Here is a 23,440-nt window from a genome sequence, read left to right on the forward strand (position 1 = left end):
TCACTTATATAGAAAAAATGTCGCTCACAGACCCGGACATTTTTATTCTCCCGTTGTGGACTTACATGATCTTGAAAGCCGTCAGGAACAGATATGGTCAGCTAAATCGCTGAAAGGTGTGAATATGAATGAGGCGCAGCAACGCCTGCTGATGGAGGATATGGTAGAAGCTGCCAAAGTGATTCCGTTCACTTCGCAACCATCACAGAACAACCTTCGGTATTATTTTGATAATAAGACTTATGCGCATGCTGACGGGATGGCCTTATTCAACATCCTGCTGAAATTCAAACCTAAAAGGGTGATTGAGATTGGTTCCGGTTTCTCGTCTGCATTGATGCTGGATACCAATGATAAGATCCTGAACAATAGCATTCACTTTACTTTTATAGAACCTAACCCGGATATCAGTCTGAAACGCCTGTTACGCCAGGAAGACTATAAAAATACAGATGTCAAAAAGCAACTGGTACAAGAGGTAGATCCACAGATCTTCACCACTTTACAGGAGAATGATATACTGATGATCGATAATTCACACGTGTCTAAAACAGGTAGCGATGTGAATTATCTGATGGCAGAAGTATTACCTATCCTGAATAAAGGAGTGATCATACACATTCATGATATTTTTTACCCCTTCGAATATCCGAAAGAGTGGTTGTTTGAACACAAGCTGAACTGGAACGAGATCTATACAGTCCATAACTTCCTGCTGTTTAACAATACGTTTGAGATATTGTTCTTCTCTGACTTTGTACAGCAACAGACGAAGGCGCAGTATGCGGACAAGGCGCCACTGTTCTTTAAGGATCGTCCGAGCAGCCTGTGGCTGCGGAAGGTGCAGTAAGGAGATAAGATATTTTATTAACAAAACAGACCGCCATATGGCGGTCTGTTTTGTTATAGCTGGTCTGAACTTACAAATATGTTTATTCTACTATCTGGATCAATTTCCCGTTTTTAAATGTCAGCAACGTTGAACTGGTATAGTTATGATTATAGAACCAGGATTCAACAAGGTCAGCACCTACCTGACTTTTTACGACTTTATCCGGTGTTCCTTTTGCAGCCAGACACATATCATCAGTCATCCCTAATTTCACTTTGCCTGCTACTATCAGGTTACCATTGGTAGCGCCGAATTGCTTTATCATACTGGCCCGGTATTCTTTCACATCTTTCTGCAATTGTTGTTTAGCCGCTTCTTCTTTGGCCAGTAAAGCTTCCTGTTCGGCTTTTTCCTTCTGTACAGTGGCCAGGTATTTATTTTCCGGCCATATGTATCCCAAGGAAAGCTGACGTTCAGAAGTACCTCTTTCTTCTATCTGTACCGCTATCTCTTTTCCGGCGTCATTACGAAGAATAAGGTGCAGTCTGCTAAAGTATTGTTCATCAGAAAGGAAGGTCAGGTCTGTACAATCCCATTTACTACCTTTTACATAATCGAGGGTCTGTTTATCCAGCGGATTGTAAAACGTGGCAGGAGCATAACTTTCAGTAACGAAGTAAACAGTTTTATTTACCCAGATCTGCTTGAGCTTTTCGAGATAACCTTTGGTAAAGACAGACACATTCGGCAGGTTCCTGTAGATAACCCACTCTACCTTTTCACCATCAGGATCTTTCAGGGTAACCTTGCTCTGGCAAAGGTGCTCGTCTTCTTTAATGACCTCCCAGCCGGTAACAGTAAACGTTTTGTTCTCCAGTGCGCTGTAAGGGGTGACGGCTTCGCCGGAGTATTGACCATGCTGTATATAAACAGGTTTGTACAGATACGTTTTGAGATCGTCGCTTTTTTTGGCCGTGCCGCGCACCGCGTTAGCGACACCACCAATGCTACCGAGGCTACGGATATTGGTTGACTGCGTCTTTCTCACTGTTTCATTTAACGCAGCTTTCCCCAGGTCTTTAATGACGGTCTCCTTTTCAGATCTAAATGCTGTCAGTGTGGAGTCCGGATTTGAATAGTTCTTTTTGTAATTCGGGCTTCTTTGTGCGAAATAAAATTCCTGGCCGATCATAGAAGCAGGATCATAGTAGCATCGGATGTTTTCTACGTTAACAGTACTATCGTATGTTTTTTTCTTCGGCTGGTCATTTGGTACACTACGATACCCTACTTGTCCTGATGCAGCATGCGCAGTCAGGAGAGAAATGATAAGGGGGATTTTATTGATTAACTTCACGGTATTGGGTTTAAAGCAGGCAAGGTAGGCATATTTCCGTGCGATACATGCGAATGAAATTATATACAATAAGCAGGTATTGGATCTGTAGAATGATTATTCAGTCATGCTGTGTTCCCAGACGTCCTTTACGTCCCGATTGTTTGAATTTTGCATCTTTTTCACTTTTTAAGGTGTAAACCTATTTCAGGATCAGTCAAGTATCAGTCAAGATGGCTTTCACTTACGTTTCTCTTACGTTTTAAAACGTAAGAGAAACGTAAGTGAAAGCCATCTGAAAGCCACCTCAAAGCCCCCCCAAGTATAGGCCAAACCAATCTGATGTTTTCAAATAGCTGTGGAGACTTCTCAAAACACATTAATTAATTAATTTTCAAATTTTTATACAACTAAAAATTGCCTAACGGCTTATGCCGCGAAAACGACGGCTCGTGTACACTGTTTTAGAACTGCTTTAAAAATCATTGGTAATATTGTGTTATCAATCATAGCCAAGGGTAGCGCCCCAAACAGGATAGGTACTGTCTGTTATGCCTGGCGCCTATGCATACAGGGGATATCATTTGTAAACCTTAAAAATCAGACTGTGTATATTATAATAAGCAGTAAAATGCTGACGGGGGTACTTCGGTACAATGCGAAACGTAGCTTCAGTGTGAGAAGAAATAAGACTATTGATGTTTGCAGGGGTTTCCTCCTGTGATTAAAAGGGATCATGCTCCTTCTGATAGGAGAAGTATTAAATAAAAAAGCCTCACTGGGTTACCAGCAAGGCTCTTTTATGTGGTCCCACCAGGGCATGATCCTGGGACCCCCTGATTATGAGTCAGGTGCTCTAACCAACTGAGCTATAGGACCTGTTCTTTTCAGAACGAATATTTTGAAACTTTCTCGAGGGTTCCCCTTTTGCGGGGACGGCAAAATTAATTATTTTATTCAATTATCCAATCAATTTAAAATTTTTTATTTCCGCCATATAAATTTGCACTTTCTCATTCAGCTGTTAAATACGATGAAAGGCATTAAACATATCATTTTCGATCTGGGAGGGGTGATTATAAATCTCAACTACCAGCTGACCTACAAGGCATTTGAAGACCTGGGAGTGAAGGAGTTCACCAGTTTGTACAACCAGTTCACGTTGAATACCTTATTTGACGACTTAGAGACAGGCAAGGTTGCACCAGAGGTGTTCCTGGACGAAATGCAAAAGCATACGGCACCGGGTACAACGCATCAGCAGATAATGGATGCCTGGAATGCGATGCTGCTGGATTTCCCGGTACGCAGGTTGCAGATATTACAGCAGTTAAGACAGCATTACGGGCTGTATTTGCTGAGTAATACGAATGTAATACATATGAATGCCTTTAATAAGATACTGCAGGACAGCAGGGGCATACCATCCCTGGCAGCCTTTTTTGACAAGGCATATTATTCACACGAGATCGGATTACGTAAACCCAACAGGGAATCGTTCGAATTTGTGCTGGAGGAGAATGGTCTGGACCCTGCCGAGACCTTATTTATAGATGACACGCTTCCGAATATTGAAGGTGCAAAGGCGGTTGGCCTACAAACAATTCATTTGTTGCCACCGAAAACGATGGCAGATATATTCAGATAGCAATAGAATTATTTGATTTCCTCGAAATCCAGGTAATCCCCTTTATCAGCTTTTCTGGCGTTGGCGCGTTCTGCCTGTTGCTGTTGTGCCTGGGCAGCTTGTCGCTGCGCCTGTTCCTGTTGCTGATATTGACGGCGAAGATGCTCCTGAATATCACCCATCTGTCTGCGTACGTGTTTGGTAGACTGATACACTGGTACGATGAAGCCGAACACCAGTTTATACAGTAACCAGAACACAAAAGCTAAAAATGCATATTTCAGTATCATATAGGCAAATTTAACAGTTAATCTGTTTTCGGGACAGAAAAAAGAGGGGGTTTAAGTTTTCTTTAACAGCCCCGGAAACAGATTAAAAGTCTATAAACCAAGCAGCGCGGCACTTTCAATAGCTGCTTTCTTATTGTATTCCCAGGCAAGCCTGCGGTAATTGATGGCATCTACGATCGTACCGATCACACACAAACCGCCTGTAAGAAAATAGAGGATGCCTAATCCGATCTGGTTCATCAGGAACCGGTGGATACCAGCAGCGCCTATCAGACCAATGAGGCAGCAGATAAGGATGATGGTCGGTTCTTTACGACGGCCCTGATAGATGGCAAGGAACCGCTGCCGGTTCTCGGTCGAATAATTTCTGGTCAGTTCCTGCAGCCACAGGAGCTCTTCCTGCTCTATGCCTGGTAGGGATGCAAAAGAATAGTCGTTCATGTATAATGGTTTTTAAGTTCCGCAAAAGACTGCCATTGTAATCTGGCCAGCTGGCAAGTCCGGTAAATAAGCATTACCAGTGCAAAGGGGCCGAGATAGTGGCTTTTGAAAGCTGCTCTCCATTCGCCATGCAAGAGGAAACTGATCGAGTGTCCGAGTCCACAACCGGGGCACCAGGGTATTCCGATACGCTTCAGCAAACAAAATCCGGGACCATTGTCGCTATGTGGATCCATGAAAAACAGGAGAACAAGCGCGGTCGGCCAGATGATCAACTCAAAGTTAATACGTTGTATGTATGCTTTAATTTGCATGCCTGAGAGAAAGGCAAAAGTTATTATTATTTTTTAAAATCTATGCGGACAGGGAGTTTTCTCTTATTAATTTATTTGCTACAAGTTAAAGAAAATGTTCTTGGATCAAAATAAAATGCTAATTTTGCATTAGGAAAATGATACTAACGAAGGGGACTGAGCGGTCCCCTTCTCGTTTTTTTATGGCAAACGAACAAGTAATAACAAATATCCGGGACATGGCTGCTGAAATGCTGTCGCCTTATCCTGAATACTTCGTAGTAGACGTGCGGATAAAACCCACAAATAATGTAAAACTCTTTGTAGATGGGGATAATGGTGTTCCGGTAGATAAGCTGGTCGCATTCAACCGGAACCTGTACACCAGGCTGGAAGAAGCTAATTTGTTCCCGGACAATGATTTTTCCCTGGAAGTATCTTCCCCCGGACTGGACGAGCCGTTGAAACTTCTCCGTCAATACTTAAAAAATATTGGTCGCAAGGTAGCTGTTACTTTATTGGATAACTCCGAAAAAGAAGGTACGCTGGTGTCTGTAACTGAGGAGATTGTAACAATTGAAGAGCAGGTGGGTAAGAAAAAGGAGAAAAAAACAACAGAGATAAACTTAAATGAAATCAAGCACACGAAGGTGTGCATCGTGTTTTAAAATATAATATAACCGAAACATGGCTAGTATTAACCTGATTGAGTCATTCACGGAGTTTAAAGAGGCGGAAAACATTGACCGCCCGACGTTAATGAAAGTGTTGGAAGATGTGTTCAAGACTCTTCTCCGTAAAAAGTATGGCTCTGATGAGAACTTTGACGTGATTGTAAATACTGAGAAAGGTGACCTGGAAATTTTACGCCGCCGTACCATTGTAACAGATGGAGAGGTGGAAGATGATAATGCCCAGATCGCTTATTCGGAAGCCATTTTAGTTGAACCAGATTATCAGGTAGGTGAAGATCTGTATGAAGAGGTAGAGATCCTGGATTTCGGCCGCAGAGCCATCCTGGCTGCTAAGCAGACACTTTCTGCCCGTATCGGTGACCTGAAAAAGAACATTCTCGTTAAGAAATATGCAGACCGTGTCGGTGAAATTGTAACCGGTGAAGTGTACCAGGTTTGGAAAAAAGAAGTTTTATTGCTTGATGATGAAAGGAATGAGTTAATTTTACCTAAATCTGAACAAATTCCTACCGATTATTTCAAGAAAGGTGAAAATGTAAGGGCAGTAGTTAAGAAGGTGGAGATGAAAAACAACGCTCCGCTTATCATACTTTCCCGCACCCATCCTACCTTCCTGGCAAAATTGCTGGAAATTGAAGTTCCGGAGATCTTTGACGGCCTGATCGTAATTAAGAAAATCGTACGCGAACCTGGAGAAAGAGCCAAAGTGGCGGTAGAGTCTTATGACGACCGTATTGACCCGGTTGGTGCATGTGTGGGTATGAAAGGTAGCCGTATTCACGGTATTGTGCGTGAACTGCGTAACGAAAATATTGATATCATTAATTATACCGCCAATATCCAGCTGTTGATCCAGCGTGCACTCACGCCAGCAAGGATCAGCCGGATGGAGGTAGATAATGAGAATAAATACGCTTCTGTTTTCCTCAAGGCTGATCAGGTGTCCCTGGCTATCGGTAAAAAAGGCGTCAATATAAAACTGGCCTGTGAATTGACAGGTTATGAAATAGATGTCTTCCGTGACGAAGAACAGGAACAGGCTGAATACGACATTGACCTGAGCGAATTCTCTGATGAAATCGAAGAATGGATACTGGATGAACTCAAACGTATAGGTTGTGACACTGCCCGTAGTGTGCTTGACCTGACTGTAGAGGAACTGGTACGTCGTTCAGATCTGGAAGAGGAAACTGTAAAAGATGTAAGAAGAATACTACAGGAAGAATTTGATAAAGAGTAGGTTCACACCACTAACTTCCCCGGGATGTGGGCTTGCTTGACAGAAGTATTTTTTAGTTATTGTTAATTGTTAAAAAGGAGTCCCGTTAGCCAACGGGAAAAATGGGGAGGCCCGAGATTACAATATGCCTGAAGTAACAAACAACACGCCACGATTGCTGGCTGCAGCCAAGGAGTTCAATATTGGTAAGGAAACGTTGATCGATTTCCTTGCTAATAAGGGCTATGATATGGGAGGCTTTGGCTCACCCAACGCACGCCTTAATGCTCAGATGTATGCAGCGCTGCAGTCCGAATTCCAACAGGACAAGGCTAACAAACGCAAAAGCGATCAGATAGCCCTGCCTAAAGGAAGCGTGTTAGATGCAATGAAGAAGAAAGAAAAAGAAGAAGCAGAGGCAGCAGCCAAGAAGAAAGAAGCAGCTCCTAAAGAGGAACCCACTCCCGCGGTTGCAGTTGAAGCACCCAAACCCGAACCAAAACCAGAACCGATCCCGGAACCAAAGGCAGAGCCTAAGCCCGAACCTAAACCCGAGCCCAAGCCTGAACCTAAACCCGAGCCGGTACCAGTTGCGGAAGTTAAACCACCTGTTACCAAAACAGAAGAGGGTCCGAAAGAGCCTGTCGCAGCGCCTCAGCAACCTGTTGCCGAGAAAACGCCGCCTGCAACTACTCAGCCGGAAACTCCGGAAGTTATAAAAACAGACACACCTAGGATCAATGGCCCGAAAGTCGTGGCTACTATTGACCTGGATGCGCTGAACAGACCTAAAAAACCTCCTGTTCCTCCGGTTACTAAAAAACCTGAACAGGAAGAGAAACCGGCTGCCGTGAGGCAACCAGAGCCTCCGGCTGTTGAAAAAGTACCGGTGAAAGAACCGGCACCACTGCCACAGGCTCAGACAACGCAACAACCCGTTGCCCAACAGCAACCTCCGGTAGAAGCCGCAAAACCTGCCGCACAACCGGAAGTGAAACCTGTGCAACCCGTTCAGCAAGTACAAAACGTTCAACCAGTACAACAAGAAAAAACAACTGCACCCGCTGCTGAAAAACCTGCTGTCCCCGCTGTAGAAGAGAAACAAGCGCCGGCAGCCGAAAAACCGGCAGCTGCTCAGGAAAAAACAAAAGAACCGGCAGAAGTGAAAGAAACAGTCACCAAGAAACCGGCCGCACAGCATATGGACGAAGTTGCAGCAGCAGCTATTACAGCGCAAGCATCAGAGCAGGACGACACCGGAACCACTGCCACTATTCAAAATATCCAGGCAGAAAAATTAACCGGCCCGAAAGTGATCGGAAAGATCGACTTGCCCGTACACACAGAAAGACGCGATAACAAGGGTAACAACAATTTCAACCGCGGCGGCAACAATAATAATAATGCCGACAACAACCGTAAGCGTAAGCGCATTATAGTTGAGAAGAAACCCGAACCTGTTCAACCAGGCGATCTTTCTAAAGGTGGTAACCCAGACAACCGCGATAACCGTAACTCCGGTAACCGCGACTTCAACAGGGATAACCGTAATCACGGTAACCAGGGTAACCGCGATAATAACAATAATAATAACCGACCAGGCGGTGGTCAGAACAGACCTCACGCCGCTCCTAACCGCGATGGCCGTCCAGGTGGACCAGGCCAGCATGGTGGAGGCGGTAACAGACCAGGTGGTGGTAGCCAACATGGCGGTGGTAACCGTCAGGGTGGACCAGGTGGTCACAGACCAGGTGGACCAGGCCAGCACGGTAACAGACCGGGTGGCAACTTCGGTAACCGCCAGGGTGGTCAGCATGGAGGGTACGGTAATAACCGCGACAACAACAGAAGACCTGAAGACAAAGAAATCGACAAAAACGAGATCCAGAATAAGATCAAGGAAACCATGGCCAAAATGGGCGGTGGTAACCGAGGTAAAAACGTCAAAGCCAAACAACGCCGTGAAAAACGCCATGAACTCGCAGAGCAAATGGCCAACCAGGGCGCTGAAGGCAACAAACTCCAGGTTACTGAATTCGTATCTGTGAGTGAACTGGCGAACCTGATGGATGTAAGCTTCGCCGAAGTGATCTCAAAATGTATGGGACTCGGTATCATGGTGTCTATTAACCAACGTCTTGATGCTGAGGTAATAGAACTGGTAGCCGGAGAGTTCGGTTATGAAGTGGAATTCATCGGTGTAGATGACGCTGATGAAATAGATGAAGAAGAAGTAACTGATAATGAGGAAGATCTGCTGCCAAGAGCGCCAATCGTGACTATTATGGGTCACGTTGACCACGGTAAGACCTCCCTGCTTGACTACATCCGTAACGCCAATGTGGTATCCGGTGAAGCAGGTGGTATCACCCAGCACATCGGTGCTTACCAGGTGGTAACTGCCTCAGGTAAGAAACTGACCTTCCTCGATACGCCTGGTCACGAAGCGTTTACCGCGATGCGTGCCCGTGGTGCCAAAGTAGCAGATATCGCAATCATCGTGATCGCTGCTGATGACGCCATCATGCCACAAACACGTGAAGCGATCTCCCACTCACAGGCCGCTGGTCTGCCAATGGTATTTGCTATCAACAAGGTGGATAAAGACGGCGCAAATCCTGAAAAAATTAAAGAACAGCTGGCCGGTATGAACCTGCTGGTGGAAGACTGGGGTGGTAAATACCAAAGCCAGGAAATTTCTGCCAAGAGCGGTCTGAACATAGACGTCCTGCTGGAAAAAATACTCCTCGAAGCTGAATTACTCGAACTGAAAGCGAATCCTAACAGAGAGGCTTCCGGTAGCGTGATCGAAGCATCCCTCGATAAAGGCCGTGGTTACGTAGCTACCCTGCTGGTACAGAGCGGTACGCTGCGCCAGGGTGATACGATCGCCTCCGGTTCTAACTTCGGTAAGATCAAGGCGATGTTCAACGAACGTGGACAACGTGTTGATTCCGTAGGACCTTCTTCACCTGTACAGGTACTGGGTCTGAACGGCGCTCCTCAGGCAGGTGAGAAATTCCGCATGTATGAAGACGAATCTGAAGCAAAAGAAGTGGCTAACCGCCGTGCTCAGATCATCCGTGAACAAGGTATCCGTACCAAGAAACACATCACACTGGATGAGATTGGCCGTCGTCTTGCCCTGGGTAACTTCAAACAGCTCAACCTCATCATCAAGGGTGACTTTGATGGTTCCGTAGAAGCATTAAGCGACTCCCTGCAGAAACTGTCGACCGAAGAGATCGTGGTAAGCGTGGTGCACAAAGCCGTAGGTCAGATCACCGAATCAGACGTATTGCTGGCAACGGCTTCCGATGCGATCATCGTAGGTTTCCAGGTACGTCCTTCTTCTCAGGCTTCAAAACTGGCAGAGAAAGAGAACATCGAGATCCGTACTTACTCTATCATCTACGACGCGATCGACGAACTGAAGAGCGCGATGGAAGGTATGCTGGAGCCGAAGATCGAAAAGAAAGTGGTAGCCAATGTGGAGATTCGCGAAACTTACCGCTTCGACAAGGTAACCGTTGCAGGTTGTTTTGTTCTGGACGGAAAGATCACCAGAAACACACGTATAAACGTTGTGCGCGATGGTATCGTGGTCTACACCGGCGAACTGGCCTCTCTGAAACGCTACAAAGACGACGTGAAGGAAGTTGCCGCCAATATGGAATGTGGTCTGAGTATCAAAAACTACAGTGCACTCCAGGTGGGCGATATCGTAGAAGGCTTCGAAGAAGTAGAAGTAAAGAGAACTTTATAATATCAGTATAAACTTTTGTTAAAAAGATAAGCCGCTATCATGCGGCTTATTTTTTATTGGCTATTTTTGAAATTCACTGCACTTGTTATCATGAACAAAATTTTTGCACTTTCTGCAGGTACTTTACTACTGTGCCAGGTAGCCGTTGCCCAGAAGAAAATGGTGGCCGATAAAATAGCCGCGATTGTGGGCGACAAGATCGTACTAAGATCAGATATAGAAGGAGAGATGGTGAATATGCAACGTAGCATTCCAGATGGTAACCTGCCTCCTGATGCTGCCTGTTTGATCATGGAACAGATCATTTCCCAGAAAGTTATGGTAATGCAGGCAGAGAGAGACAGCTTACCTGTAAGTGATGCCGACGTAGACGGCCAGATCGAAAACCGTATTCGTTATTTCCAGGACATGTATGGTAGTCCTGAGAAAATGAAAGAGGTGACCGGCTATTCTATTTATCAGCTGAAAGAACGTTTCCGTCAGCCAATTAAGGAAGGCCTACTCGCTAAAGCAATGCAGGATAAGATCACCAGCTCCGTAAAAGTTACCCCTTCCGAGGTAAAAAGATATTTCGATGCTATTCCGAAAGACAGTCTCCAGTTCTATGAATCAGAACTGGAAATCGGTCAGATCGTAATACAGCCGAAAGCCACCAAAGAAATGGACCAGTATGCGATTGATCGTCTGCTGGAATTTAAGAAGCAGGTACAGGATAAAACCAGTGACTTTGGTCGTCTGGCCATCCTTTATTCTGAAGATCCGGGCGCTAAAGAGAATAAAGGCGTGTATATCCTGAACCGTAATGACAAACATTGGGATCCGGATTTCCTCTCCGCTTCTTTCCGACTGAAAGAAAATGAGATCTCGTCCCCGGTAAAGTCTCAGTTCGGTTATCACCTGATCCAATGTATTAAACGTCAGGGTGATAACATCACCGTACAGCATATCCTGCTTCGGCCAAACGTTACCCGTAGCGACCTGGCGGAAGCAACCAAACTGCTGGATAGCGTACGCACGGTGATCCTGAATGGTAAGATGACTTTCTCTGAGGCCGTGACGAAATACAGCACGCTGCCAACGTCGAAATTTGACGGCGGTATGCTGCAGAATAAAATGAACGGCACCACCTATATCACTATCGACCAGCTGGACCAGCCATCAGAAAGAGATATCGTATTGCTGCTGGACACCCTGAAAACAGGTGGTATTTCCAAGCCAATAACGTATGTTGATGATGATCCTAATGGCCGTAACGGTGTTCGTCTTGTTTATCTGAAAACACGTACACAGCCACACCGTGAGAATATGAACGATGACTATTCCCGCATCCAGCAACGTACACTTCAGTTGAAACAGCAGGACGCGCGTGATAAATGGTTAAGAGAAAAGATCCCGACATATTATATCCATGTAGATGATGAGTTCAGACAATGTAACCACATCAACCAGTGGATGGGAGGTATAGCAAAACAATAACACATATAATTGAATAGGAATCCCCGGTATATATGAATACCGGGGATTCTTCTTTTCAGATACCATTGCATTTATCACAGGCCGTTGGGCATTCCGGTTTTTACCCGTAACTTTGCGCCTTCAATTCTAATAGGGATGAGTGATGACATAAAACATGAATGCGGGTTAGCATTTATTAGACTCAGGAAACCGTTTTCTTATTATCAACAGCAATACGGATCGGTTTTCTACGGACTAAACAAGTTGTACCTCCTGATGGAGAAACAACATAACCGCGGACAGGACGGAGCAGGTATTGCCACAGTGAAGTTAAACACGGAACCAGGAGTACCTTTCATGCATCGCCTGCGAAGCAGTGCCCCGCAAGCAATAGGAGATATCTTTGCTAAGGTCAGAGACGAAATAGACGAAATCGAGAAGTACCAGCCGGAAATCACCAAATACCCAGGCCTCATGAAAGGCCACATACGTTTCCTGGGAGAACTCTTAATGGGCCACCTCCGCTACGCCACCCAGGGTAAAAACAACGTAGAACTCTGCCACCCCTTCGTACGTCACAATACTATTCCTGCACGCAACCTTGCACTTGCCGGTAACTTCAACCTGGTAAACGTGGATGAACTGTTCAAGTTTGTCAATGTAACCCCGGGTGAAACACACCGCAACAGTGACCTTGCTGCTATGCTGGAAGTAATTCACCACTTCCTGAGCCAGGAAGATGAGGAAAAACGTAACGGACTGGATGTGAAAAGCATTCTCCAGAAAGCATTTTCCATGTTTGACGGAGGCTATCACGTTAGTGGTCTGATAGGTAGTGGAGACGCGTTCGTAATGCGTGATGCGTATGGTATCCGTCCTTCGTACTACTATGTTAACGACGAGGTGATCGTTGCCGCATCTGAACGTGCAGCTATCCGCACCGCCTTTAACGTAGGTGAGAACGAAGTACTGGAACTGATGCCAGGTAACGCCCTGATCGTAAAAGAGAACGGTGAGTATAGTATTGAGCAGATACTCCAGCCTAAGGAACGCAGAGCTTGTAGCTTCGAGCGTATCTATTTCTCCCGTGGTAACGACGAAAAGATCTATAAGGAACGTACCGCTTTAGGTTACAACCTTTCAGAAACAGTGCTGAAAAGCATTGATAACGACCTGCGTAATACCATCTTCTCCTTCATACCTAATACGGCGGAAATCGCCTTCTACGGTATGCTGAAAGGACTGGAAGATTACCTGAACAAGATCAAGATAGAGCGTATCCTGTCATGGGGTAAAGACTTTGATGAAGAAAAATTGTCGGAAATGGTCAACCGCCGGATCCGTATAGACAAGATCGCCATCAAAGATGTGAAAATGCGCACATTCATCACTGCTGATACCGGCCGTAATGAAATGGTACAACACGTGTACGACATCACTTACGGTACTGTACGTCCGGGGGTCGATACCCTGGTAGTGATCGATGACTCTATCGTTCGCGGTACCACCCTGCGTGAAAGTATTATCAGAATGCTTGACCGTCTGGGACCAAAACGCATCATCGTTGTGTCTTCCGCTCCGCAGATCCGTTATCCGGATTGCTACGGTATTGACATGAGTAAAATAGGCGATTTCGTGGCATTTAAGGCGGCCATCGAGCTCCTTAAAGATCACGGCAAGGAACACATTCTTCAGGAAGCTTATGGTCTCTGTAAGGAGCTTGAGCGTACCAATACCCTGCATGCACAGAATGTGGTAAGAAACATCTATAAACCATTCACTACCGAAGAGATCTCTGCGAAGATCGCTGAGATCATCACTCCAAAGAACATCGGTGCTAAAGTAGATGTCATCTACCAGTCCATCGATGGTCTGCACCAGGCTTGTCCTAATAACCTGGGCGACTGGTACTTCACGGGTAACTTCCCGACTCCGGGTGGTAACCGCGTAGTGAATAAGGCTTTCATGAACTACATGGAAGGCAAGAACGAAAGAGGATACTAATAATAGAAAAAGGCCTGTTTAAAACAGGCCTTTTTTATATCTTTTCTATTATTAAATTTCCTTTAAATCCCCACTAACAGGGCTTGCTGAGCCCCCTGTACCATACATCCTTTCAGTAAAATCCGTAAATTCGTCAGTATTAATTGTTAATACTAACTCAAACCTCCGGCAGGATCCTCTGCTGCATAATAACATTGTTGTTATGAAAACATTATTACTGATCCGTCATGCCAAATCAAGCTGGAATGACCCCGATGTAGACGATTTCGACAGACCACTTAACAAGCGTGGCAAACAGAATGCGCCGGAAATGGCCAACAGACTGACCCACAGAGGCATCGTACCCGAACTGCTGATCGCCAGTCCTGCCAAACGCACGAAAACTACTGCACGGATAATGGCGAAAGAATGGTCGTATGATAAAGACGCCATTTTGCTGGAAGACGAATTGTATCTATGCTACGCTTCCACCTTTCTGAAAGTGATCACAAAAGTAGATGACGACATCGACACAGTGGCCATCTTTGCGCACAATCCTGGTATTACGGATTTTGCGAACTATTTAACCCAGGAAATCAGGATTGACAATATTCCCACATCCGGCGTTTTTGCTGTCCAGGCCAATATTGACTCCTGGAACAACTTTGACAGTGCCAGAAAGTCTTTCCTTTTCTTTGATTATCCCAAACAGGAAGTTGTCTGAGTTAATCCTTGGCGATCTTATTGTAAGAAACAGTAATCCCCTTGATCAGTGAAGAGCTGAAACCCTGATGTTCCATTTCATTGAGGCCCGCAATGGTGCAGCCTTTTGGAGTGGTTACCTTGTCTATTTCTTCTTCCGGATGGCGGTTCTCCTTAATCAATAGCTGAGCAGCCCCTTTCACGGTCTGTGCCGCGATCAGATTAGCTGTGCGTGCATCAAACCCTATTTCAATACCACCCTGTATGCTGGCCCTGATAAAACGGAGTGCATAGGCAATACCGCAGGCACCTAATACAGTCGCTGCATCCATCAGTTTTTCGTCAATCAGTACAGCTACTCCCAGCTGATCGAACATCTCCTTTACATAAGCTGCCTGTTCTGCTGATACGTTCTTGTGGCAGATACACGTCATAGACTCCTGTATCGCAATCGCCGTATTCGGCATCGCTCTTACCACAGGCATCCCTGCACCGGCGATCTGTTCCAGATCATCGATCGAAATACCCGTAATCACGCTGATCAACATCTGACGGGAAGGGTCAAAAGCATGCTTCACCTGTGCCAGCACTTCTCTGACATTATAGGGCTTCAATGCTACCACGATAATTTCTGCATCGCGGATAGCAGCTTCGTTATCAGAAATTGTTTGTACTCCTAATGATTGCAGGTCACTCAATGAAGCAAGGTTCCGCTTCGTCACCGTCAGGTCCGCAGGCATTGAAAACCCGCTCTTTAACAGTCCCTGAGCGATTGCGCTACCCAGATTTCCCCCGCCAATAATGGCTATTTTCTTGTTGGACATGTTCACTTAATACTTTAAATCCTTCGGAAGGTAGAACAAAAATTTGTTACTTCGCATCCCTAAATACAGCGTGTAATGCCGAAAGTTTTTTATTGTGTGGTGTCATGCCTTATCCTATGCCTTTTGTTTCAACTATCCTTAGCAGCCAATCCTCCGAAAAAAGTAAAAGGGAAGGTCGTTCGCATAATGGATGGTGATACTTTTGAACTGCTTGTGAATAAAACGACCTATAAAATACGTCTGAATGCTATAGATGCACCCGAAAAAGGTCAGGACTACTACGAAAGAAGCAAGCAGGCTCTTTCCAGCCTTATTTTCAATACAACCGTTACAGTAGAACTGTTACGCCAGGATAAGTTCCAGCGTTGGGTAGGAGAGGTATACAGTGCTGACGGGCAGTACGTGAACGGAAGAATGATCTCTGATGGTTATGCCTGGCATTATACCGTTTATTCCGAAAGTGCGCCACTAGCCGCAGCACAGGCAACGGCGAAAAAACAGAAGCTGGGGTTATGGTCACTCAGCAAGCCTGTCGCCCCATGGGAATTCAGGGCAGAAAAGCGGAAAAGCAAACCACGTAGGGCAGCCTAAGCTGTTTTTACTTAACTTGCTGTTTGCGTCGTCATTAACGGTTGTCAATGCCTGGCGCCCCGCCCATTAATTATGTCAGTGAATAAGACCAATGCACCGCTGCATCAGCTTACAGGGCAAGCCTGTTATATGCGTCTGCTGGAAATTTCAGACAGGCAGTCGCCTGTAGAGATTATACGGCAACTAAGACCATTGCTGGAACAACTATTCCGCTATCTTACCAGGGAAGAATCCCGCAGCTTCGGCAACCTGTTTGCCCGCATGCAGTTCTTCTTTGATAAATATACTGTGCCTGCCCCCGTGCAGGAACAGCTTACCGTACTCAGGATCCTCACTTATAAAGCCGTTACCGGCTACCTGAAAGCCGACGACGAATTAGCCCTTGTCTGCATCCGTACGCTGGCCGATGCCATTAAGTATTTCTATGAAGAAGAGATACCCGCATCACTGGAAATACTGTGTGCTGATGTAAAGGACGAGATCTTATCATACACGCCCGAGCACGCGGCGGACTTAATCCCGCAACTAAAATGCCTGATCATACAGGTTGGTATACTTCAGAAAAAACCAGGACATGCGCCTTACTTCATGCTGGAGTGCCGCAATGATGACCTGGGACAATTTCAACTGATCATTTCAGAAAGCGTATACCCACAGGCTACGCTTTTACATACACAACTGCGTTCCTATGATACTATCCATATACTTAACTGCAGCAAAAGTGAAGCACCGCAGATATATGAGGCAGTCAATGCCACGCAGATCATACTGGAACCTGACCTGCTGATCGATATTAGTGATCTGGCGGAATGCTTCGGCAAACAGGGTGCGCACAGACTACTTTACCTGGTGAGAAAACTGGTGCCACAAACACCTGGTATCGCTGCATTTAAAGGTAATGTGGTCAATTCCCTCCTGGATAATGTACTTCGTAATCCTCAAATGGAACTACGTCAGTCATTTGTAGAAGCGGTTGCTGATCACGTATTACAGGCAGCCGCCTACGGTAAGGCAGAACTCAATAACATGTTTACTGACATCCGCAGCGTTCACTGGCCAAACCTGCTGGCGTCTGCTGCGGAAATGCATAACCGGCCTGTCAGAATAGAGCCGACCTTCTTTTCAGCTCTTTATGGATTGCAGGGACGACTGGATATCCTGGCGGAAGATGAGCATGACCCACTGAGGAAAGAGATCTTCGAGCTGAAAAGTGGCCGTAGTCCTGACTACGGAGCCTGGAAAAACCATGAGATGCAGGTAGTCGGGTATAACCTGCTGTTACAGTCTGCCTTCGGCAACGAAAGACGGGGTAGCTCAGCCATCCTATATTCAGCAGCGGCCGACACACCACTTCGCAACGTGACCACTACAAGACAGGGAGAATATGACCTGCTTTCACTGAGAAATGAAGTTGTCTCTCAGCTACTCAGACTTGCGGGAGGAGAATATGATATACTGGACAAGATCACAGAAGACGCAGCAGAAGGATTACCAGCTTTCAATGTAGTACACTTCACTGCTTTTCATGAAGTATACAGCAAGGCAGACCCGCTGTTAAGAACCTACTACCAGCAATTTCTTTCCTTTTTGCTGCGGGAATATCTACTGGCAAAATGTGGTATGTACTCTGCACCCGACCGGGAAGAAGACGCCGAAGGGTTTTCGGCCCTTTGGCTGTTATCAGAAAAGGAGAAACTGGAGCGATTCAATATCATGCCCGGGCTGCAGTTCCGGCGTTTTGATGCGAACAGCAGTACAGTTGTATTTAACGTCGAGATCCCTGTCAACCACAATTTCCGGCCGGGGGATGCCGCTATTATCTATCCCCGTTCAGCGGATGGCCTGTACCCCCTGCGGCACCAGGTATTGAAAGGCAGGATAGATGATCTCGCAAAAGATACGCTTACGTTCTCTTTGAATAACCGGCAGATCTCAGACGACTTCTTCGCGCAGCAACAACTGTGGGCAATAGAGCATGATATCTATGATTCCAATTACTGGGCAGCGGCCACTGCACTGTTCCATGTACTGGAACCCCGTCTTCAACGGAAGATGGAATTGCTGCTGGGACAGCGCGCGCCCAGTACTGTACCACTGGACATGCCAGTACCCAGGATGTTCAACAGCAACCAGCAACATATCCTGCAGGCGGCGCTGGAAGCACAGGATTATTATCTTATACAGGGGCCTCCCGGGACGGGAAAAACCTCCGCACTGCTGACTGCACTGGTCGATGTACTGGCCAATACTGATACCCAAACAGTGGTCGTTGCCTTTACCAACAGGGCAGTGGAAGAGATCTGCCGTAAACTGGAAGCCAAAGGCATTGCTCACATGCGACTCGGAAGCCGGCGATCAGAAGCAGAGAATCGCCTGCGGCAGTATTGTATGGAAGGAGATATTGCCGGTGCGGCGCAATTCGTATTGAGTCAGCGGGTATTCGTAGGCACAGTAGCGACTATGGCTACCCGTCTTCAGTTGTTGCAAACGCTGGGCGTCAAAACAGATACACTCATTGCAGATGAGGCATCACAGCTAACCGAACCACAGTTACTGGGGCTGTTAATGCCATTCCGGAAGTTTATATTGATCGGTGATCAAAACCAGCTACCGCCAGTGGTCGCACAGGATGAGCTATTTTGTCATACACAGCATCCGTTACTTGTCAATGCCGGCATCGGAGACCTGCGGTGTACGCTCTTTGAACGGCTTATCAGACGCTGTAAGGAGCAACAATGGCACTACGCCTGGGGCATGTTGAACACCCATTTCCGCATGCATACTGACATTGCCTCCCTGATTAATCATTACTATGCGGGGCAGTTATCAGCAGGAAGCGATACGCAGTCCTTCCCTTATAACACAGGCGAGCATCCGGGGTCGGACGACTGGGCAAAAATACTCTCCAGGGGGCGCACACTATTTATTCCCAGTCCGCTGGAACCAACATCCAAAATGAACCGTACGGAGGCCACCCGGGTTGTATCACTGCTGCACTACCTGCGTAACCGGTATGGACATCGTTTCGGCAGGGATACCGTGGGGGTAGTAACGCCATGGCGTACACAGATCAGCCTTATACGGGAAATGATCGGAGATGATGAACAGTTACAGGCTGTCAATATTGACACGGCTGAACGATTTCAGGGAGCGGAAAATGATATCATTATCATTTCGCTGGCTATTTATCATCCCGTACAACTGGGGTTACTGCAGAACCTTGGCGTATTCCACTGGGAGCAGGATAGGGTAGAGGTAGACAGAAAGCTCCTGGTAACATTATCCAGGGCAAGGCATCAGGTGATCATTATGGGGTATGAGCCGGTGTTGAGGGCCAGTCAGCATTACCGGGGCTTATTGAATAACGTCATCAGTTGCTAAAAAGAAAAAGCCATCTGTCACAAAACAGATGGCCGTATGTCAGACAACATCATATGATCATTCCCGGAAAACCAGGCTTTAATCCAATGTTACATGGCTCCAGTTCTCACCGCTTTTTATGCGGTAGAGCTGCATTTCGCTGATATCAAACTGTTCAGCGATCTGCTTCATGGTTTTCCTGCCGGGTTTAGCCAACAGGCGTTTAATACTTTTCACTTTGGTTATGTTCAGCTTCAGGCCTTTAACCCTGTTACGTTGCCTTTCTTTGTAGGCCAGTTTCGCAGGACTGAACTGCTGATGAGCTTCCATTTCTTCTTTGGTGGCCCATTGAAGGTTGGTGGCTTTGTTGTTCTTTTTGTCGTAATCCATGTGGATAACGAACTTGTAAGTACGTCCCGGCTTCTTATTAAATAACTTGGCTACTTCCCGGTGAAGATAAAGTGACTGGTAACTGTCTGCCGGCTTTACGTTAAGGACAGTATACCCTTCTACTGTCGAGCCGGACAACAATTTCCCGTCGGAAATATCTTCGTAATAGCTGATCACTCTTCCCATGTTAGAGACTGCATACTTTTTACGCAGGGCAGATTTATTTTTAATCTGCAAGTCTTTCCAGACTTCATTTTTCAGATTTTTAATCGTGGCCATGTGAAAGAAATTTAATAGTTGAACCTGGGGTTTATCCGTAAACGTTACAATCTGCTACTTCATTTTTTGCTGGCAGTAGGTTCTGGTCAGTAAGGGGGGATGTCCTTTCTACTATGTGATCTTTGTAATGCAATGCTATCGAATCCAACACTTCTTCTACGGCTGCCAATGTACTGCAAGTTACTAATTGTTGCCTGAATTCTTTTATATGAGGTAAACCCTTCAGGTAATTGGTATAGTGCCTTCTCATTTCCAGTATTCCCACGATGTCACCCTTCCACTGCACTGAATGTTGCAGATGTTTTTTACAGACGTTCACCCGTTCAAGAACAGATGGGGGCGGCAAATGTTCACCTGTTTTCATAAAATGCTTAATTTCATTGAATATCCATGGATACCCGATCGCGGCACGTCCTATCATAATACCATCCACCCCGTATTTCTCGCGGGCAGCAATGGCCTGTTCAGGGGTACATATGTCCCCGTTACCGAATATAGGTATGTGTATGCGTGGATTATTCTTCACCTTCCCGATGAGGGTCCAGTCGGCGTTGCCTTTATACATCTGGGTGCGGGTACGGCCATGAATGGTCAGGGCCTGTATTCCGACATCCTGCAGACGTTCGGCTACTTCTTCAATGTTTTTGGTGTCATCGTCCCAGCCGAGGCGGGTCTTTACAGTTACTGGCAGTTTAGTCGCTTTCACTACGGCGGCTGTCAGTTTAACCATTTTGGGAATATCTTTCAGGATACCGGAACCGGCGCCTTTACAAACCACCTTTTTCACCGGACAACCGTAGTTGATATCCAGCAGGTCAGGGTTTGCGGCCTCTACGATCTGGGCGGCCATGGCCATTGGTTCTTCGTCCCCTCCGAATATCTGAATGCCCACAGGGCGTTCGTAATCAAAGATGTCGAGCTTCTTCCGGCTCTTAATCGCATCACGTATAAGTCCCTCCGAAGAGATAAACTCAGAATACATCAGGTCCGCACCATTCTCTTTACATACCGCACGAAATGGCGGGTCACTAACATCCTCCATAGGAGCAAGCAATAGCGGAAAATTGCCTAATGTTATATTTCCAATCTTTACCATTTTATCATTTATTGCTGACCTGTGACCCTTCGGTTCATCCGAAAAGCAATTGTCAACTCGATTTCACAATGTAAATTTACGCAAATTTAAACTATGACAGGCCGATTGAAGCAATCTTCGCCCGCCTTACAGTTTGCGGCATTTATGCTGGCATTCCTGATTTGTGCATTGCTGTATTTTATTTTTCTGGCAGCCATATTTCCGCTGATAAGTGGCCAGTCCCTGCTTACAATCCAGAGAGAGCTGACATGGGCTACAAGTAACTCCCAGCCAGTATCCCCTAAAGTTCTCGGCTATCTGAAATTAACGCAATTTCTATACACTTTGGTAGTTTATTTATTCCCCCCCGTAATTTTCGCATGGCTGAGTTTTGAGCGCCCCGGTAACTGGCTGCGTATAGACCGCAAACCCCGCTACCTGCCTGTTATATTAGCGCTTTTAATCATGCTGATGGCTTTGCCATTTGTTAGCTATACCGGAGACTGGAACCATACATGGCCATTTTCACCAGCACTGAGAGAAGCAGAAAAACAGACCGAAGCGCTTACACGTACTATGCTCATCATGCCCGATATTTCCAGTTGGCTCATTAATCTGGTCATGATAGCCATCATTCCGGCCATAGCAGAAGAATTCTTCTTCCGGGGAGTGGTGCAGCAGCTCTTTATTAAAATGATGCCCAAAGTACCCTGGCTGGCCATCGTAATCACAGCTATCTGCTTCAGTGCCATTCACATGCAATGGATGGACTTTATTCCCCGTGTGCTACTCGGATTTCTTCTCGGTGCCATCTTTTACCTGAGCGGTAATTTATGGCTATCTATAGTTGGTCACTTTCTTAATAACGGTCTACAGGTCACGATGGTTTACCTTTACCAGATAAAAGTGATTAAAACCGATCCTATGGAAGCCGGGGCCACCGATTGGTACCTGGCGGCCGGCAGTCTGGCCCTGACAATAGGAGCTGTCTGGATATTATATAAGCGTACATCCGCCAGTGACAGGATTTATACATCACGTAAAGACGACTTTTCAGACAATGTTGAATCAATAGGCAAGTAATTTGTACTTTTGATTCTAACAAACAGATTATTATGGAAAAAGACTGGGTTAAAATTTATAATACTAACCAGGTGTTCCGGGCTGAGATCATAAAAGGAATGCTGGAAGAAAACGGCATTAATGTGGTCCTCGTGAACAGACAGGACTCTTCCTATCTGGTGGCATTACCAGGCATGGCCGAATTGTTCGTACACAATTCCCAGGAAGCGGACGCCCGCCGGCTGCTGGAACAAAATCCGGAAGCCTTGTCCTGATGCTCACCCATATCGAAATTGCTAAAACAATCACTTTTACATGAAAACATTTTTTACCCGTACTGCTACCGCTCTTGTCTTTGTGGTGGTCATGCTAGGCGGGATACTGTATAGTCCTTTTACTTTTTTCCTGTTGTTCTTTCTGATCAACTTCTTTGCGCTGCAGGAATATTTTAAACTGATCCGTCATATTGACCCGGATTATAATAATATCTCCGGCTGGCATAAAACAGGCCTGCTGGTAGCCAGCTGTGCCTTGATGATGGCGTTTACAGGAGAGCATTTTTCGTCTACAGCCAATCTCTCACTGGGTTTTCTCGGCTGGTGGATGACCGTAATCTTCCTGTTGATCATGCCTATTGGCGAAATCCTGCTCAGTAAGGACTTTCAGCTTAAGAATATGGGCTATTCCGCACTGGGATTAGCCTACATCACTCTTTCACTGGGCTTGCTGGTGCACCTGTGCCTGAACTACCGTACAATCCAGTTTACCGAAACGGCAACTGGTACTGGTCCGGGATGGCTGATCCCGATGTTGCTCATTGCTTTTATCTGGATCAATGATACCATGGCATATATTGTAGGTTCTCTGATCGGTCGCACACCTTTCGCACCTGCTATTTCCCCTAAAAAGACCATTGAGGGTACCGTAGGGGGAATGATCCTTGCTGTGGCTGCGGCAGGTATATATGGTCATTTCTGGGGAGGCCAATACCTGGCTCTGCAGCACTGGCTGGTACTGGCAGGTATTGCGGCGACCTTCGGAACGGCCGGCGATCTCATCGAGTCCAAACTGAAACGTATGGCGGGTGTCAAAGATTCCGGCAGTATTATGCCCGGCCATGGCGGGTTCATGGATCGCTTCGATTCTTTGCTGCTGGCGGCTCCATTCGCCTGGTTATATGTACATTTCTTCGCAATGATTTAACTTCGCACTAAAATAAC

General features: G+C 46.1%; 20 protein-coding genes and 1 tRNA gene. 13 read left to right on the forward strand and 8 right to left on the reverse strand.

Annotated elements, in window-relative coordinates:
• Positions 1-55: 55 nt before the first annotated feature.
• Positions 56-850: a class I SAM-dependent methyltransferase gene (locus GWR21_RS18855; RefSeq protein ID WP_162333246.1), complete on the forward strand. Its 795-nt coding sequence runs from the start codon at positions 56-58 to the stop codon at positions 848-850.
• 82 nt (positions 851-932) lie between these two features.
• On the opposite strand, the gene GWR21_RS18860 is transcribed toward GWR21_RS18855, so the two are convergent.
• Both GWR21_RS18860 and GWR21_RS18865 read right to left on the reverse strand, forming a co-directional pair.
• Positions 933-2,189, reverse strand: a complete 1,257-nt coding sequence (locus GWR21_RS18860; protein WP_162333247.1) for a hypothetical protein — start codon at positions 2,187-2,189, stop codon at positions 933-935.
• A gap of 784 nt (positions 2,190-2,973) precedes the next feature.
• A tRNA-Ile gene (locus GWR21_RS18865) sits at positions 2,974-3,047 on the reverse strand.
• Between the two features lie 154 nt (positions 3,048-3,201).
• Here GWR21_RS18865 and GWR21_RS18870 point away from each other — a divergent pair.
• Positions 3,202-3,816, forward strand: a complete 615-nt coding sequence (locus GWR21_RS18870) for an HAD family hydrolase (protein WP_162333248.1) — start codon at positions 3,202-3,204, stop codon at positions 3,814-3,816.
• A gap of 8 nt (positions 3,817-3,824) precedes the next feature.
• Here the strand turns inward: GWR21_RS18870 and GWR21_RS18875 are convergent, their stop codons facing one another.
• From GWR21_RS18875 to GWR21_RS18885, 3 genes are all read right to left on the reverse strand, one after another.
• Complete coding sequence (locus GWR21_RS18875) at positions 3,825-4,085, reverse strand: DUF4834 family protein (protein WP_162333249.1); 261 nt, start codon at positions 4,083-4,085, stop codon at positions 3,825-3,827.
• Between the two features lie 90 nt (positions 4,086-4,175).
• A complete protein-coding gene (locus tag GWR21_RS18880; protein ID WP_162333250.1) occupies positions 4,176-4,526 on the reverse strand; it encodes a TM2 domain-containing protein in 351 nt (116 codons plus the stop codon).
• Complete coding sequence (locus tag GWR21_RS18885; RefSeq protein WP_162333251.1) at positions 4,523-4,840, reverse strand: DUF2752 domain-containing protein; 318 nt, start codon at positions 4,838-4,840, stop codon at positions 4,523-4,525. Before GWR21_RS18885 ends, GWR21_RS18880 begins: the two co-directional genes overlap by 4 nt.
• Positions 4,841-5,022: 182 nt before the next feature.
• On the opposite strand from GWR21_RS18885, the gene GWR21_RS18890 reads away from it, so the two are divergent.
• The 6 genes from GWR21_RS18890 to GWR21_RS18915 all read left to right on the forward strand — a co-directional run bounded on the left by GWR21_RS18890 (position 5,023) and on the right by GWR21_RS18915 (position 14,661).
• Positions 5,023-5,487 (forward strand): ribosome maturation factor RimP, encoded by a 465-nt coding sequence (locus GWR21_RS18890; RefSeq protein WP_238429877.1) that lies wholly within the window; start codon positions 5,023-5,025, stop codon positions 5,485-5,487.
• A 19-nt stretch (positions 5,488-5,506) separates the two neighbouring features.
• Entirely contained in the window at positions 5,507-6,754 is a 1,248-nt protein-coding gene (gene nusA / locus GWR21_RS18895; protein ID WP_162333253.1) for a transcription termination factor NusA, read from the forward strand.
• A gap of 124 nt (positions 6,755-6,878) precedes the next feature.
• Complete coding sequence (infB, locus tag GWR21_RS18900) at positions 6,879-10,499, forward strand: translation initiation factor IF-2 (RefSeq protein WP_162333254.1); 3,621 nt, start codon at positions 6,879-6,881, stop codon at positions 10,497-10,499.
• Positions 10,500-10,589: 90 nt separating this feature from the next.
• Positions 10,590-11,975 (forward strand): peptidylprolyl isomerase, encoded by a 1,386-nt coding sequence (locus GWR21_RS18905; protein WP_162333255.1) that lies wholly within the window; start codon positions 10,590-10,592, stop codon positions 11,973-11,975.
• 255 nt (positions 11,976-12,230) lie between these two features.
• On the forward strand, positions 12,231-13,958 hold the full coding sequence (locus tag GWR21_RS18910) for an amidophosphoribosyltransferase (RefSeq protein WP_238429879.1): 1,728 nt from the start codon (positions 12,231-12,233) through the stop codon (positions 13,956-13,958).
• A 202-nt stretch (positions 13,959-14,160) separates the two neighbouring features.
• On the forward strand, positions 14,161-14,661 hold the full coding sequence (locus tag GWR21_RS18915; RefSeq protein ID WP_162333257.1) for a SixA phosphatase family protein: 501 nt from the start codon (positions 14,161-14,163) through the stop codon (positions 14,659-14,661).
• Between the two features lies 1 nt (position 14,662).
• Here GWR21_RS18915 and proC read toward each other — a convergent pair whose 3' ends face one another.
• Complete coding sequence (gene proC / locus GWR21_RS18920) at positions 14,663-15,463, reverse strand: pyrroline-5-carboxylate reductase (RefSeq protein WP_162333258.1); 801 nt, start codon at positions 15,461-15,463, stop codon at positions 14,663-14,665.
• Between the two features lie 123 nt (positions 15,464-15,586).
• Between proC and GWR21_RS18925 the strand changes: the two genes are divergently transcribed.
• Together GWR21_RS18925 and GWR21_RS18930 are read left to right on the forward strand one after the other, a co-directional pair.
• Complete coding sequence (locus GWR21_RS18925; protein ID WP_162333259.1) at positions 15,587-16,054, forward strand: thermonuclease family protein; 468 nt, start codon at positions 15,587-15,589, stop codon at positions 16,052-16,054.
• A gap of 72 nt (positions 16,055-16,126) precedes the next feature.
• Positions 16,127-19,435: a DEAD/DEAH box helicase gene (locus GWR21_RS18930; protein ID WP_162333260.1), complete on the forward strand. Its 3,309-nt coding sequence runs from the start codon at positions 16,127-16,129 to the stop codon at positions 19,433-19,435.
• Between the two features lie 78 nt (positions 19,436-19,513).
• Here GWR21_RS18930 and GWR21_RS18935 read toward each other — a convergent pair whose 3' ends face one another.
• Positions 19,514-20,083 (reverse strand): helix-turn-helix domain-containing protein, encoded by a 570-nt coding sequence (locus GWR21_RS18935; protein WP_162333261.1) that lies wholly within the window; start codon positions 20,081-20,083, stop codon positions 19,514-19,516.
• Between the two features lie 31 nt (positions 20,084-20,114).
• Positions 20,115-21,179 (reverse strand): tRNA dihydrouridine synthase DusB, encoded by a 1,065-nt coding sequence (gene dusB, locus GWR21_RS18940; protein WP_162333262.1) that lies wholly within the window; start codon positions 21,177-21,179, stop codon positions 20,115-20,117.
• 93 nt (positions 21,180-21,272) lie between these two features.
• Between dusB and GWR21_RS18945 the strand changes: the two genes are divergently transcribed.
• The 3 genes from GWR21_RS18945 to GWR21_RS18955 are packed head-to-tail and all read left to right on the forward strand — an operon-like array spanning position 21,273 to position 23,423.
• Positions 21,273-22,241, forward strand: a complete 969-nt coding sequence (locus tag GWR21_RS18945) for a CPBP family intramembrane glutamic endopeptidase (protein ID WP_162333263.1) — start codon at positions 21,273-21,275, stop codon at positions 22,239-22,241.
• A gap of 32 nt (positions 22,242-22,273) precedes the next feature.
• Positions 22,274-22,495 carry a putative signal transducing protein gene (locus GWR21_RS18950; RefSeq protein ID WP_162333264.1) on the forward strand — a complete coding sequence of 74 codons (222 nt, stop codon included), beginning with the start codon at positions 22,274-22,276 and terminating at the stop codon, positions 22,493-22,495.
• 40 nt (positions 22,496-22,535) lie between these two features.
• Positions 22,536-23,423, forward strand: coding sequence for a phosphatidate cytidylyltransferase (locus tag GWR21_RS18955; RefSeq protein ID WP_162333265.1), 888 nt, complete (start codon positions 22,536-22,538; stop codon positions 23,421-23,423).
• Positions 23,424-23,440 lie beyond the last annotated feature (17 nt).

The organism is Chitinophaga agri (assembly GCF_010093065.1).
Lineage (GTDB): Bacteria > Bacteroidota > Bacteroidia > Chitinophagales > Chitinophagaceae > Chitinophaga > Chitinophaga agri.